Source organism: Thermoplasmata archaeon, from assembly GCA_035632695.1.
Taxonomy (GTDB): domain Archaea; phylum Thermoplasmatota; class Thermoplasmata; order RBG-16-68-12; family RBG-16-68-12; genus RBG-16-68-12.
Map to the genome: position 1 here is coordinate 1 of DASQGG010000192.1, position 12,741 is coordinate 12,741.

The 12,741-nt window shown below is 67.3% G+C and carries 14 protein-coding genes; 7 read left to right on the top strand and 7 right to left on the bottom strand.

All coding sequences use genetic code 11. The features are described 5' to 3' along the window. The 3 genes from VEY12_11970 to aceA all read left to right on the top strand — a co-directional run. On the top strand, positions 1-830 hold an 830-nt coding region (locus tag VEY12_11970), incomplete at its 5' end, for a deoxyribonuclease IV (protein HYM40834.1). A gap of 59 nt (positions 831-889) precedes the next feature. Continuing rightward, positions 890-1,033, top strand: coding sequence for a hypothetical protein (locus tag VEY12_11975; protein HYM40835.1), 144 nt, complete (start codon positions 890-892; stop codon positions 1,031-1,033). A 478-nt stretch (positions 1,034-1,511) separates the two neighbouring features. Continuing rightward, a complete protein-coding gene (gene aceA, locus VEY12_11980; GenBank protein ID HYM40836.1) occupies positions 1,512-2,813 on the top strand; it encodes an isocitrate lyase in 1,302 nt (433 codons plus the stop codon). Positions 2,814-2,825: 12 nt separating this feature from the next. Here the strand turns inward: aceA and VEY12_11985 are convergent, their stop codons facing one another. Next, on the bottom strand, positions 2,826-4,043 hold the full coding sequence (locus tag VEY12_11985; protein ID HYM40837.1) for a hypothetical protein: 1,218 nt from the start codon (positions 4,041-4,043) through the stop codon (positions 2,826-2,828). Between the two features lie 115 nt (positions 4,044-4,158). Between VEY12_11985 and trxB the strand changes: the two genes are divergently transcribed. Then, on the top strand, positions 4,159-5,088 hold the full coding sequence (gene trxB, locus VEY12_11990) for a thioredoxin-disulfide reductase (GenBank protein HYM40838.1): 930 nt from the start codon (positions 4,159-4,161) through the stop codon (positions 5,086-5,088). 3 nt (positions 5,089-5,091) lie between these two features. Here the strand turns inward: trxB and ppc are convergent, their stop codons facing one another. Further along, a complete protein-coding gene (ppc, locus tag VEY12_11995; protein HYM40839.1) occupies positions 5,092-7,797 on the bottom strand; it encodes a phosphoenolpyruvate carboxylase in 2,706 nt (901 codons plus the stop codon). 95 nt (positions 7,798-7,892) lie between these two features. Here ppc and VEY12_12000 point away from each other — a divergent pair, with 95 nt between their 5' ends. Further along, positions 7,893-8,348, top strand: coding sequence for a hypothetical protein (locus VEY12_12000; GenBank protein HYM40840.1), 456 nt, complete (start codon positions 7,893-7,895; stop codon positions 8,346-8,348). A 6-nt stretch (positions 8,349-8,354) separates the two neighbouring features. On the opposite strand, the gene VEY12_12005 is transcribed toward VEY12_12000, so the two are convergent. After that, positions 8,355-9,101 carry a helix-turn-helix domain-containing protein gene (locus VEY12_12005; protein HYM40841.1) on the bottom strand — a complete coding sequence of 249 codons (747 nt, stop codon included), beginning with the start codon at positions 9,099-9,101 and terminating at the stop codon, positions 8,355-8,357. 113 nt (positions 9,102-9,214) lie between these two features. Here VEY12_12005 and VEY12_12010 point away from each other — a divergent pair, with 113 nt between their 5' ends. Next, complete coding sequence (locus VEY12_12010; protein HYM40842.1) at positions 9,215-9,466, top strand: hypothetical protein; 252 nt, start codon at positions 9,215-9,217, stop codon at positions 9,464-9,466. A gap of 39 nt (positions 9,467-9,505) precedes the next feature. Beyond that, positions 9,506-9,772, top strand: a complete 267-nt coding sequence (locus tag VEY12_12015) for an Rdx family protein (protein ID HYM40843.1) — start codon at positions 9,506-9,508, stop codon at positions 9,770-9,772. Between the two features lie 9 nt (positions 9,773-9,781). Here the strand turns inward: VEY12_12015 and VEY12_12020 are convergent, their stop codons facing one another. The 4 genes from VEY12_12020 to VEY12_12035 all read right to left on the bottom strand — a co-directional run bounded on the left by VEY12_12020 (position 9,782) and on the right by VEY12_12035 (position 12,539). Continuing rightward, a complete protein-coding gene (locus tag VEY12_12020; GenBank protein HYM40844.1) occupies positions 9,782-10,816 on the bottom strand; it encodes a zinc-binding dehydrogenase in 1,035 nt (344 codons plus the stop codon). A gap of 63 nt (positions 10,817-10,879) precedes the next feature. Then, the gene (gene yciH, locus VEY12_12025; GenBank protein ID HYM40845.1) at positions 10,880-11,176 is read right to left on the bottom strand and encodes a stress response translation initiation inhibitor YciH; all 297 of its coding nucleotides are present in this window, start codon (positions 11,174-11,176) and stop codon (positions 10,880-10,882) included. Beyond that, positions 11,173-12,159 (bottom strand): transcription initiation factor IIB family protein, encoded by a 987-nt coding sequence (locus VEY12_12030; GenBank protein ID HYM40846.1) that lies wholly within the window; start codon positions 12,157-12,159, stop codon positions 11,173-11,175. Before VEY12_12030 ends, yciH begins: the two co-directional genes overlap by 4 nt. Further along, entirely contained in the window at positions 12,156-12,539 is a 384-nt protein-coding gene (locus VEY12_12035; GenBank protein ID HYM40847.1) for a helix-turn-helix domain-containing protein, read from the bottom strand. The genes VEY12_12030 and VEY12_12035 overlap by 4 nt, the downstream gene beginning before the upstream one ends. Positions 12,540-12,741: the final 202 nt, after the last annotated feature.

The following is a 12,741-nucleotide window of genomic DNA, read 5'->3' on the forward strand; positions in this document are numbered from 1 at the left end:
AGGCCATCCAGATCTTCTCCCGAAGCCCGCGGATGCTTCGAAACCTGAAACCTCTGACGCACGAGGAGACGGGGGCATTCCAGGCGAACCTCCGGGCTCACGGGATCGTCCGCGCTATGATCCATGCGAACTACCTGATCAACCTCGCCTCGCCGAAGAAGCCCCTCCTGAAGCTTTCCCGATCGGCCTTCGTGGACGAGTTGGACCGCGCCCAACAGCTGGGCGTCTCGGACGTTATCTTTCACCCGGGGGCCCACCTGGGCAAGGGCGAGCGTTTCGGGATTCGCACGATCGCCGAGAGCCTCGATTGGTGCTTCGAGCACGCGGACGCGCCCTCGGTCTTCGCGGTCCTCGAGAACACGGCAGGCGGTGGGAGCACCATCGGCGCGACCTTCGACCAGATCGCGGCGGTCATGTCCGCTTCCTCGCGCCCGGAGCGCCTCGGTGCGTGCGTGGACACCTGCCACGCCTTCGCCGCAGGGTACGACTTCCGCTCCCCCGAGGGGTATGCGGACCTCGTTCGGAGCCTCGAGACCACGGTCGGCCTTCCCCGCGTTCGGGCGTTCCACCTGAATGACTCCAAGGGAGACCTGAACTCCCACGCGGACCGTCACGAGAACATCGGGAAGGGTAAGATCGGTCTGGAGGGCTTTCGTCACCTGGTCAACGACACCCGATTCGCCCAGCTGCCGGGATGCCTCGAGTTCCCCGGGGACGATGCGGGATACCGGCGCAACCTGAGGACGCTCCGGTCGCTCATTCCGGGATACGTCCCGCCGAAGCGGGTGCGACCCCGGCGCAGCTCAGCCGTCCCCGCACCTCCGTCATGAGTCCGTATGCGCCTCGTAGAATGGTCATGGAAGTGTGTGAGCGCCGGAGCCGTCGCTCCATGCCAGGTCCTGCGAACAGCGCGGCCACGATGGACGGCATGGCTTCCGGCCCGGACGTCACGGACCCGTCCGGGGCCACGACGTGCGCGCCGTCGAACCACGTGGCTGCAGGCACCGCGGCGAGCAAGCGCTCCGCGTCCTGAATGGGTTGGATCTCGAGGGACCTGCGGACATCCAGCAGGTGGAGCGCGTGCGCGGCGACCGAGCAGATCCGGCAATCCTTGTCGAAGAGCAACGTGTAGGGCGTTTCGGTTCGCATTACGCTAGCCGAGACATCCGTGAGCCATGAAGGCTCCGTCATTTCGCCAACGATGCCGCACGTCGAACCGAAAGCGGCTCGTGTGCAGGTTGCGTGCTAACTTTTAAGTAAACCGAAAACATCCAGAACTCGACAACATGCCGAGGTCCACCTCACCCGCACCGGCGGGACTCCGTTCTGCGACGCGCTACGGGACCTCGGTGGTGCTTGCCGGATGAGCGCGGCCTCGCGTTTCTGTGGGGCTGCGCGGCTGGGTGTGAACATGGGGGATGCTCGATGGGTACGCGGTGCGGCTGGCGCCGACATCGTGCCCCGGGACGACTTCGTGGGACGCCCGGCTTCGCGAATCGGAGGCGAGACGCATGAGTGAGGCACGCGCGCTGGAGCAGGGCTGGAAGACCGGTGAACGCTGGGCTGGGATCCTGCGCCCCTACACCGCGGAGGACGTGGTGCGTCTGCGGGGATCGGTCCGAGTCGCCCACACGCTCGCGGAGCGAGGAGCCGAACGACTCTGGCAGCTCCTGCACTCGGAGCCCTTCGTCGCGGCGCTCGGATCCATGACCGGCGGTCAGGCGGTCCAGCAGGTCCAAGCGGGCCTCAAGGCGATCTATCTTAGTGGCTGGCAGGTCGCCGCGGACGCGAACGACGCGGGCCAGACGTACCCGGACCAGAGCCTCTATCCTGCGGATTCCGTGCCGAACGTGGTGCGGCGCCTGAACAACGCGCTCCGCCGGGAAGACCAGAAGCAGAGGATGGCGGGCCGACACGACGTCGACTGGTTCGCCCCGATTATCGCGGACGCCGAGGCGGGCTTCGGCGGCCCGCTGAACGCGTTCGAGCTCATGAAGGCCCTGATCGATGCGGGCGCGGCAGCGGCCCACTTCGAGGATCAGCTCGCGAGCGCGAAGAAGTGCGGCCATCTCGGGGGCAAGGTCCTCGTGCCCACCCGGGAGTTCATCCAGAAGCTCGTCGCCGCGCGCCTTGCCGCGGACATGGAGGGCGTGCCCTCCATCGTCATCGCCCGGACGGACGCGAACGGCGCCAAGCTGATCACGAGCGACGTGGACCCGCGGGACCAGGAATTCCTCGGGACGGAGCGGACCGCTGAGGGATTCCACGCGCTGAGGGGCGGTCTCAATGCCGCCATCGCCCGAGGCATCAGCTACGCACCGTACGCGGATCTCGTCTGGTGCGAGACCGCGAGCCCCGACCTCGACGAGGCACGGGCCTTCGCGGACGGCTTGCACGCGAAGTTCCCCGACAAGATGCTCGCGTACAACTGCTCCGCCTCCTTCAACTGGAGGAAGAAGCTCGAGCCGGTCCAGATCGCGCGCTTCCAGGAGGAACTCGCAGACATGGGCTACCGCTTCCAGTTCGTGACCCTCGCGGGATTCCACTCGATGAACTTGGCCATGTTCCGCCTTGCGCGCGACTACCGGAACTCGGGGATGACCGCGTACACGGAACTCCAGCAGGAAGAGTTCGCCGCGAAGGACGAAGGATACACCGCCGTCGAGCACCAGGCCTTCGTGGGGACGGGCTACTTCGACGAGATTGCGAGCGTCCTCAGCGGTGGGACGTCCTCGACCCTCGCCATGGAGGGATCGACGGAGACCGAGCAATTCGTCGACAAGACGAGGCGGGAAATCGCCAAGAAAGGCTGAGGCCACACGCGGTCAGAACGGCAGCTTCCCGAGCGCGATCGTGAGCGGGAGCAGCGCGTCGTCGCGCCCGAGGAACTTCGCGGTCTGGAGGGCGGCATTGAGGTAGCTGATCGTGTGCTCCTTCTCGCCTACCGTCCAGTTCCCGTAGAAGTTGACGACCGTCGCGAGGAGTTCGTCCAACGACACGCCGTTTTCCAGCGCCTGGCGCAGGGTGCGCTCGACGGGCGGCGATTTGTTCTGAAGGCTGGACTCAAGGGCAGGCAGCAGGGACGACCGGTCCAGGGACAGGGATTCGCTGAGCCGGAGGAACTCCGGATAGCCGAATCGGGCCGTGAGCGTGCGGTAGAGCCTCCACGACAGCCAGGTGTTCTCGGAGGGCGTCAGGAAGCGCGATGCGAGACGCGCCGCGTGGACGAGACTCAGGGAGTGGCCCAGGAACCCCGGATCCGCGCTCGCCGCGACGAGCAGCGGCCGGTAGGCCTCGTCGGCGTGGCCCGCGAACGCGAGGGCTTGAAGCGCCCCCTCCACCCGGTCGAACGCACCGTCCACGACGAAGGCCTCGAGCTCGACGACGCTCGCCTCCTCGTCGCCGGCATCCCCTCGCTGGGGGACCGAGGACACTGGGACGTCCTGTAGCGCGAAGGCCTGGAGGCGCGCGAGGTTCATGAGCGGGACCAGGTGCCTGTTCGGTCCCACGACTTCGGCCGTGGTCACGTAGGCCATCGCGGTCACCAGGTTGTGGCCGAGACGCCCCAGGTCGTCCAGGGCGGTTCGGAGCGCGAGATGGCTCGCCGCCTCGAGACCGTGGTCCGCGGCCAGGCGGCCGAGGACGCTCGCGGCCTGATCTCCGAGACCGCCCCCGACGGCCTTGCGGTACGCGCCCGCCAGTTCCCCCGGGGTCGCGGTCGGGACGGAGTTCGCCATGGCGCGGGCCACGGACGCGTCGAAGGCCCGGCGTTGCAGTGTGAAGTTGTACAGGAAGAGGAAGCGGAGGAGGCCGAGGCCGCCGGGCGGCCGGGTCAGCTGCAGCAGCTCCCGACCCGCGTCCAGGGTGAGCAGCCCGTGGGGCGTGTGGAGCTGCGGATCGTCGTGGTTGGAGGCCACGTAGACGAGTTCCTGGAGAACGGGTCCTGCGCTGCCGAGGTCCTGGATTACCTTGTCGAACAGCGGGACCGCACGCTTGTGGTCCGTGGTGGGCAGCAACGCGAGGAGCCGGTTCAGGTCGTCCATGGCCGAGGACCGCTCTCATGGCGGAACCCGGATATGAAGCTAGGGCGACCATCCGTAGTCCTTCCGACGGCCCCGAGTAAACACTTATACACGAGCGAGCCGTTCGTTTTCCCCGATGCCTCCGTACGATGTGATCATCATCGGTTCGGGCCCGTCGGGGCTCACCGCCGCGATCTACGCGACGCGAGCGAATCTCAAGACCGTGGTAATCGCCGGGCAGGTCGCCGGCGGTCAGCTGACGACGACGACCGAGGTCGAGAACTACCCGGGCTTCCCGGAGGGCGTTCAGGGACCGGATCTCATGAACCTCTGGCGGAAGCAGGCCGAGCGCTTCCAGGCGGAGGTCATCGACGACAACGTCACCCGGGTGGACTTCAGGGGTCGCCCCTTCAAGGTGTGGATCGAGGACAAGGAGTACCAAGGCCGGGTCGTGATCCTCGCAACCGGTGCGAACGCGAAGTACCTGAACCTACCGAACGAGCAGCGCCTCAAGGGTCGTGGCGTGAGCGCGTGTGCGACTTGCGATGCATTTTTCTTTCGAAATCTGGACGTCGTCGTGGTCGGCGGGGGCGACACCGCGATGGAGGAAGCGCTTTACCTGTCCAAGCTCTGCAAGACCGTGACCGTGGTCCACCGACGGCACGAGTTCCGCGCAAGCAAGATCATGCAAGAACGGCTCCTCAAGAGGCCCAACGTCAGAGTCGTCTGGGACTCCGAGGTCGTGGACGTGCTCGGCGAGACCAAGGTCGACGCGGTCCGCATGAAGAATCTGAAGACGGGAGCCACGACCGATCTCAAGGCCCAAGGGCTGTTCCTGGCCATCGGCCACGCTCCGGCCACCGAGGTCTTCAAGGGTCAGGTCGACCTCGACATGGACTACGTGGTCCTCCGACCCCACGACGGCTACCAGACGTCGACAAGTGTGGACGGCGTGTTCGCGGCCGGGGACGTGCACGATCACCGATACCGCCAAGCGGTCACGGCGGCGGGCTTCGGTTGCATGGCCGCGCTCGACGCCGAGAAGTGGCTCCAAGCCCGCGAGTGAGCCTCATCCCGTGTTCCGCAACCCGTGGGAAATCCCGTTCACCGTGAGGAGGATCGCCCGAAGCAACTCGGGGTCCCGGCCTCCCCGTCTGCGCTTGCGGTCGAGCAGCTCCGCCTGGACGTAGTTCAGCGGGTCCAAGTAGCGATCCCGCCTCGCGACGACGGCCTTCAACACGGGGTCCGCGTCGAGCACCTGCCGCACGCCCGCAATCTCGAGCGTGTGTTGCACGCTCCGGCCATGCTCCTCGACAATCTGGTTGAAAACCCGCGCCCGCACGGCCTTGTCCGGCACGAGATCCGCATAGCGGCTCGCGAGGGTGAGGTCCGTCTTCCCCAGGACCATCCGGGCGGCGTCGAGCACCCCGGTGAAGAACGGCCACTCCCGGTGCATGGTCGTCAAGAGTGTCGCATCCGCCTCCGACTCGAGGGCGGAACCCACGGAGTACCAGCCGGGCAGGATTGTCCGGTTCTGCATCCAGGCAAAGACCCAGGGAATCGCACGGAGGTCCTCGATGTGAAGGGTGCCCTTGCGGCTCGACGGCCGCGAGCTGATGTTGAGCTCCGCGATCTCGTGGATGGGCGTCGCGTGCTCGAAGTAGACCGGGAGCCCAGGGTCGCCGTACACGAGGTCGCGATAGGCCTTCTCCCCCCCACGCGCCATCCCCTCCATGGACTCCATCCACACTCGCGCAGGCTCCAGGCGCGGGGCCGCGACGGCCAGGAGCAGACCGCTGACGAACTGCTCCGTCTCGCGCACAGCGACCGGGAAGTGGAAGTACTTCTGTGTGAGGACCTCCCCCTGCTCCGTGACCTTGATGCGGCCCGTCGCGACCTCGGAGGGCAGGGCCCGCATCGCGTCGTGCATGGGGACGCCGCCGCGGCTGATCGAGCCGCCTCGGCCGTGGAAGACGGTCAAGGTGACACCCGCCGCTTCGCTCCGAGCCGCAAGATCGCGCTGCGCCCGGAAGAGATGCCACCGCGACGCGAAGATGCCCCCGTCCTTCATGCTGTCGCTGTAGCCGACCATGACCTCCTGGCGCATCCGGCGGGAGCGCAGGTGCGTCCGGTAGGCAGGGTTCGCGTACAGCCGCCCCATGGTCGCACCGCACGTCCGAAGCGCGGCGATCATCTCGAAGAGAGGCGAGACGTCGATGCGGCTGTAGCCTTCCTTGAGGTCTAGGAGGCGGAGCACCTTCGCGACCAGGAGGAAGCCCAGGACGTCGCTGGGTTGCTGGGCCATGCTCAGGACGACCGTGTGCATCATGGCTTCGCCGTATACCTGCTGGATCTCGCCCAGGGTTCGAAGCGCGTCGACGACGCGGGCCGCGTCCCCGGAAGCCCCAAGCGCCTTCGGGCGGAACCGGGACTGCAGCAGCCGGGTCAGGAGCGCGATGCGCGCCTCCTCGGTCAGGCGACCGTACCCCTCCGCCTGCCCCGACACCGCAAGAATCTGCGCGACCGCGGTCCCGACGTCCCTCGAGTTCAGTCGCAGGTCGAGGGAGGCCAGGTGGAAGCCGAACGTCTCCACCTGGCGGATGAAGTCCTCCAGCGGCCCGTCCGCCTCCTCCGGCGCGCCGTTCATCCTCAGGGAAGACTGGAGGAGTCGCAGGTCTTCAAGGAGCTCCTCGGGCGACCTGTATCCGTCGGCGGGGCGCGTAAGGACCGAGGCGATCTTGTGGCCCACGAACGTGATCTTGGCCCGGTGGTGCTCGTCGCGGTTCACCTGCCGGATCTCCCGGGCGGTCCGTGGGTGCTCCTTGCGGTCGCGGGCCAGGGAGGCCACGAGGGCGGGCGACGCGGGAACGTACCGGGCGCTCTCCGTGAGGATGTCGATGAGCTCGCGGCACCGCACCTGGTAGCGACTGAGGAGGAAGAGCCGCTGGGTCCGCGCGGCCTCTTGCATGGAGGCCGGCGTCACGTTCGGGTTGCCGTCCATGTCCGTGCCCCGCCACGAGCCGAAGAACAGGAAGCTCGGAGGACGCACGCGGTTGGGACCGTACACGCGGTCGAGGGCACGGGTCAGCCTCGCGTAGAACTCAGGGACCAGGTCCACAACCACGTGGTCGAAGTAGAAGAGCCCCATCCGAACCTCGTCGACCACCCTGGGCTGGCGGAAGCGAAGCTCATCGCTGTGCCAGAGGCCCGTGATCTCTCGCCGCAGGTCGCGGTGAACGCCCTCGGACTCCGCGGGCAGGAGGCGCTCGCGGTCCAGACGGGACAGCAGTCCCTGGATGCGCCGCAGCCGCTCCAGCACGGTCCTTCGCTTGGGTTCCGTGGGATGCGCGGTGAACACGAGGCGTACGTCCAGCGACGCGAGGAGCCACATCACCGCCTCGCGATCGAGGCCTGCGTCCTTGAGGCGCCGCACGGAATCCTCCAGGGACTGCGGCGCGGCCACGTTCCCCGCTTCGGCGTCTCGGAGGCGACGGACGCGGTTGATGTCCTCCGCAAGGTTCAGGAGGAGCAGCTGGAAGGAGAACGCGCGCGCCACGTCGCCGGCTTGGTCCAGGGAGAGACCCTCGGCGAGGGCGCGAACTTGCTGGGCGGCCGCGGGATCGCCACGGGATCGGATCTCCTCGCATCGACGCCGGAGCGCGTCGATCAGCCTCGCGACCTCGGGGCTCGTTTCGACCGTCACAACCGAGGTGAGCGTCATCTCGAGGAGGGCGATGTCGTCCTCAATTGTCCGTGGGCGCTCCGCGACGGCCACGCCTCCCGATAGGAGAGGCGGCCAAAAGCCTTCGGTTGGGACCCCGTTCGCCCCCGACACCCGGCCCGTCGAAATCTTGAAGTAAAATCGGGGCCTTGGCTGGGCCCAAGGCGAGCCACATGGGCGTGCGCATCTTCCGCGGCGGGACCCTCGATGAGCGGTTCGAAGGTTCCGTGGTCGTCATCGGTCCCCGGAGCACCCAGATGACGGGCCTGGTCCGAGGGGACCTGTTCGTCCGGGAGAACAGCATCTGCGACGTCACGGGCATGGTTTCGGGAAACCTGCTCGCGGAGCTCAAGGGAAAGGCGGTCCTCAAGGGGCTCGTCACGAAGAGCTGCAAGGCGGTCGGCGGCGACCTCGAGATCTACGGACTCGTCCTCGGGGACGCGGTCAACGAGGGCGGGCGGATGTACATCGACAAGGCTGCCGTGGTCCGCGGCAAGGTCATCGGCCAGACGAGCCCGGCGCCGCTGCCGCCCCTGGCTCCCGCCACGCCGGCGCCCGCGGCCAAGCCGCCCGCGCAGCCCCCGGCTCCCCCGCCCTCCACGTGACGGCGCCTACGTCTCCATCGCTTGGGAGGCCCGCGGTGCGGGCGGCGCCTTCTCGATGACGGGCTCGGGTCTCTTCTCCGCAGCCGCGAAGAGCTGGAGGTACGGGATGATGGACGCCATCATCCGGTTCTCCGCCTTCCGGAGATGCTCCTCGTACGTGGAGCGGCTCACGCCGAGGCTTCGGGCGATGTTCTCCGTGGTCACCTCGCGCGGACTGTTGTAGTACCCGTACCGGTGGGCCTTCAGAATCGCGTCGATCTGCTTGCCCGTGAGGTCCGCGAAGAGGCTGTTCACCCAGATGCTCGTGGGCAGGAAGCTCAGTGGGATTTCCCGCTTCCGGATCAGCTCCGTGGGCCCAAGCTTGTTCAGGTCCCGGAACAGGTCCCTCGATCGCTCCTCCTCGAAGCTGAGGACGCGGAAGTAGCCCCAGCCGTCCTGGAAGACCGCGGGGGGAGCGTCGACCATCTGGTGCGGCTCCCACACGTTCCAAGGGCTGTTCTTCAACGTGTCGCACGTGCACCGGAGCATGAAGATCCGGGCCTCCTGGGCCTCGATCCACTTGTCGATGACCCGGCCCGCCTTGCCGATCTCCTTCTCGATCGCTGCGAGCTCGCGTTCGTCCTGCGTCGGGACCTGGAGGAGCTCCCGGCCCCAGATGCACCACATGGAGATCGGGATGCCCGGATGCCGCCCGGACATCTCGATGAACGGGTAGTCGTACTGCGTGCGGAACGAGACTTCCCAGAGGCTCATGAGGGACGAAAGGGGGCGGCGGCGTATATCAATGGTGCCGTCGTATGACGGCCGTCCTTGGCGGGTCAAAGACGTTCGTTCCCGCCGTCCTTCGTCCTCCCGAGGTACAGAACATGTACGCAATCCGAGTCGATGGGGACCCGCGCCTGCGAATGAACCCGATTCTGGCGGAGTACGCCCGCCTCGAGTACGGCCACGAGGACGTCGCCTGGTTCCTCGCCGCGGTGGGCCGGGCGGTCCGCAAGGCTCCCCACCGCAGTCTGGCGTCGCGATTCCGGGTCCTGCGTCCGCGGCCGGCACACACGCCGGTCGCCTGCAAGGGCGCGCCGCGCCTCCCGTCCTCCGATGCACCGGCTCCGGCCTGAAGCAGGTTTTTATCGGAGGGCGGCCTGGTTTTTCCGCCCATGAGCGAGGTCACAATCACCTACTGCGTTCCCTGCCGCTACCAGTTCAAGGCGATCCAGGACGCGGACGCCATTCTCAGGGAGTTCGGCCAAGGGCTCTCGGCGCTGCGGCTGATCCCGGGGGACCACGGCATCTACGACGTGGCGGTCGATGGGGACGTGCTGTTCTCCCTCGACAAGGCCAAGCACTTCCCGGAGACGCGTGAACTCCTGGAGAAGATACGGGCCAAGATCGGCTCCCCGGGGAAGCGGCGGGCCAAGTCCTGATCCGTCGGCCTACGGCACGCGGAGGACGACCTTCCCGAACTGCTCCCCGCGCTCCAGGTAGGCGTGCGCCTGCGCGGCCTCCTTGAGGGGGAAGACGCGGTCCACGACGGGCTTGAGGCGGCCCATGAAGACGAGCTTCATGACCTCCTCGAACTCCCGCCGGTTCGCCATCGTGGACCCAAGGACGGAGAGCTGCCGCCAGAACAGGTAGCGAAGGTCGATCTGGGGCATCGGGCCTGTGGTCGCACCGGGCACCACGAGCCGTCCTCCCTTCCTGAGGGAACGGAGGCTGTCCTTGAACGTCGCCTCGCCCACGTGGTCCAGGACGACGTCGACGCCACGCTTGCCCGTGAGTTCCCAGATCGCCTTGCTCCAAGGCATCGCCGTGTAGTTAACGACCACGTCCGCGCCGATCTCCTTGGCCCGCTGGAGCTTCGCATCGCTCGAGCTCGTCGTGTACACCGTGCAGCCCGCGAGCTTCGCAATCTGGATGGCGGCGGTGGACACGCCGGAGCCCGCGCCTAGGATGAGCACATCCTCCCCGGGCCGGATCCGGGCCCGGGTCACCAGGAGGCGCCACGCGGTCATGAACACGAGCGGCGCGGCCGCCGCAGGGATCCAGTCCATGTCCACGGGGATGGGCAGGAGGTTCTTGGCCGGGACCGCGATGTACTCCGCGTACGTCCCGGGCAGGTGCTCCCCCAGGATGCGGTACTCGGGACAGAGGGAATCGTCTCCCGCCACGCAGAACTCGCAGTGGCCGCAGGTCAGCCCGGGATTGGCGACCACGCGGTCGCCCAGCTCCAAGCCCGCCACGTCGGAGCCGAGCTGGGCGACCTCGCCGGCCAGGTCCGCGCCCAGGATGTGCGGCAGGACGAGGTTCAGCGTGGGGATGCCCTTCCGCACGGTGAGGTCCAGGTGGTTGATCGATGCGGCGTGCACATGGACGAGGACCTCGTCGGGCCCCGGCACGGGCTCGGGACGATCCTCGGTGTACTCCAGGACGTCGGGGGCGCCGTAGCGCGGGAGGAGGACGGCCTTCATGGTCCACCCTGGGACGGGGGAGCCAATGTCCCGCGCCTAATTAAGGCGTGCTCCCGTGGGGACTCAGCGGACCGTGTAGCCCTTCTGTTGCAACAGGCGGAGTACGTCCTTGCGGCGGTCTCCCTGCAGAACGATGACGCCGTCCTTCCCGGAGCCGCCGGTCGCGAGTCCTTTCTTGAGCTCACGCGCCAGCTTCTCCGCCTCATCGGGACGGGATTCGAGACCCCGCACGACCGTCACGGCCTTGCCGTAGCGGCGGGTGTCGAGGTCCACCGTGAGGAGGGTCGTCTCGCGACCCAGATCCTCGCAGACGCACAGTTCCTTAGGGAGTCCGCAGGTTGCGCAGATCCCGGCGATCAAGCTGCCTCCGGCGTTGGGGGAGAACCCTCAATCGCCTCTTTAAGTAAGCGGTAGTGCTTGCGAATCGTGACCTCGGACACTCCCGTGAGGCGCGCGATCTGGGCCTGGGTCACGGGCACCTCGAGCTCCTCGGACGCGAGGTACAGCGCACCCGCCGCGATGCCCACAGGGGAGTTCGCCTCCAGGAGCTTCGCGTCTTTGACCTGGCCAACGAGACTCAGGGCGCGCTCGCCGACCTGAGGGGCCAGCTCGAGCTGGGACGCGAATCGGGGCACGAAGTCCTCGGCGCGGCTCGCGCGGGCGAAGACCCCGAGCTCCCGGCTCACGACCTTCGCGGTGAGGCTGATCCGGTGCACGGTGACGCCCGTGGCCTGGGCGAGCTCGTGGAGCCCACGCGGGGCGCCGAGCTGCTTGGAGGCCAGGTAGACGACGGACGCGACGATCGCGTCCATGGAGCGCCCGCGGGACAGCCCTGCCTCGATCGTCTGGCGGAGCAGGATGGCAGCCCGCTCGCGGAACACGGGGGCGAGACCGAGTCGGCTGGACAGGCTGGACAGCTGCGCGAGACCGGGTGCCAGGGCGCGCTCCGTGCGGTCGTACCGGGTCCACTGGCTCACGCGCCGTAGGCGGTTCAACGCGGCGACGGACCGGGCGTCGATCGGGTTCCCCTTCGCGTCCCGGAGACCGTTGCCGACCATGCTGCCGAGGCCCTTGTCGGGCGCCATGACGGACGGCGGCGGACCCGCGCGGATCCGGTCGTCGCCTTCGAACGTGGTCCAGTCCGGTCCCTGGTCGACCATGCCTTCGTCCAGGACGAATCCGCAGTTGTCACAGACCCGCTCGCCGCGGATCGGGTCGACGTAGATGGCTAGGCTGCCGCAGTTCGGGCAGCGCGCCGTGTCCCGGACCTGCCGCTCCTCGCGGGGCTTCGGGCTCCGGCTGGCGGGGTCGTCTTTCAAGTCCATCGATCGGAAGTTGCTCATGCGATCACCTTGCGGGAGTGGTCGGCCGTGACCCATCGATTCGCCCAACGCTCCAAGCCACGTAGCGCATCGGAGAGATCCTGCCCCATCGCCGTGAGGTGGTACTCCACCGCCACGGGCCGTTCCAGGATCACCCGGCGTTCCATGATGCCTGCCTCCTCGAGTTCCTTGAGGGTCTTGGCGAGGGAACTCTGGCAAATCCCGGAGGACGTCCGCAGCTCGTTGAAGCGTCTCGGACCTCCCATCAGGCTGTGCAGGACGCTGAGCTTGAGCTCCGAGCCGATCAGGCTGATCGCCATCAGCCCGGCACAGCCGGGTCCGTCGCACGGTGCCTGGGACTTCGCCATGTTCCGCTGCTCCCGCACCTCCTTTATCACCATGTCATATATATAGTCTCCTTTGAGTACCAGGTTTCGAGTACGTACCTAGTACGGTCATCGAACAATGACTTCGGAATGCCGAAATTCGTTCGTCCTATGGAGGACATCCGGTACCCGTGAGACGTGCTGACAAAGTACACGAATCCACGTGCGACGAGAAACGGATGAACATTTCGGGGCACCGAAACCCAGGCGAACCGGC

Bases quoted from the DNA above. Each gene is read 5' to 3' on its own strand.
- VEY12_11975 (HYM40835.1), top strand. From the start codon at position 890: ATGCCAGGTCCTGCGAACAGCGCGGCCACGATGGACGGCATGGCTTCC.
- aceA (HYM40836.1), top strand. From the start codon at position 1,512: ATGAGTGAGGCACGCGCGCTGGAGCAGGGCTGGAAGACCGGTGAACGC.
- VEY12_11985 (HYM40837.1), bottom strand. From the start codon at position 4,043: ATGGACGACCTGAACCGGCTCCTCGCGTTGCTGCCCACCACGGACCAC.
- trxB (HYM40838.1), top strand. From the start codon at position 4,159: ATGCCTCCGTACGATGTGATCATCATCGGTTCGGGCCCGTCGGGGCTC.
- VEY12_12005 (HYM40841.1), bottom strand. From the start codon at position 9,101: ATGAGCCTCTGGGAAGTCTCGTTCCGCACGCAGTACGACTACCCGTTC.
- VEY12_12010 (HYM40842.1), top strand. From the start codon at position 9,215: ATGTACGCAATCCGAGTCGATGGGGACCCGCGCCTGCGAATGAACCCG.
- VEY12_12015 (HYM40843.1), top strand. From the start codon at position 9,506: ATGAGCGAGGTCACAATCACCTACTGCGTTCCCTGCCGCTACCAGTTC.
- VEY12_12020 (HYM40844.1), bottom strand. From the start codon at position 10,816: ATGAAGGCCGTCCTCCTCCCGCGCTACGGCGCCCCCGACGTCCTGGAG.
- VEY12_12030 (HYM40846.1), bottom strand. From the start codon at position 12,159: ATGAGCAACTTCCGATCGATGGACTTGAAAGACGACCCCGCCAGCCGG.
- VEY12_12035 (HYM40847.1), bottom strand. From the start codon at position 12,539: ATGGTGATAAAGGAGGTGCGGGAGCAGCGGAACATGGCGAAGTCCCAG.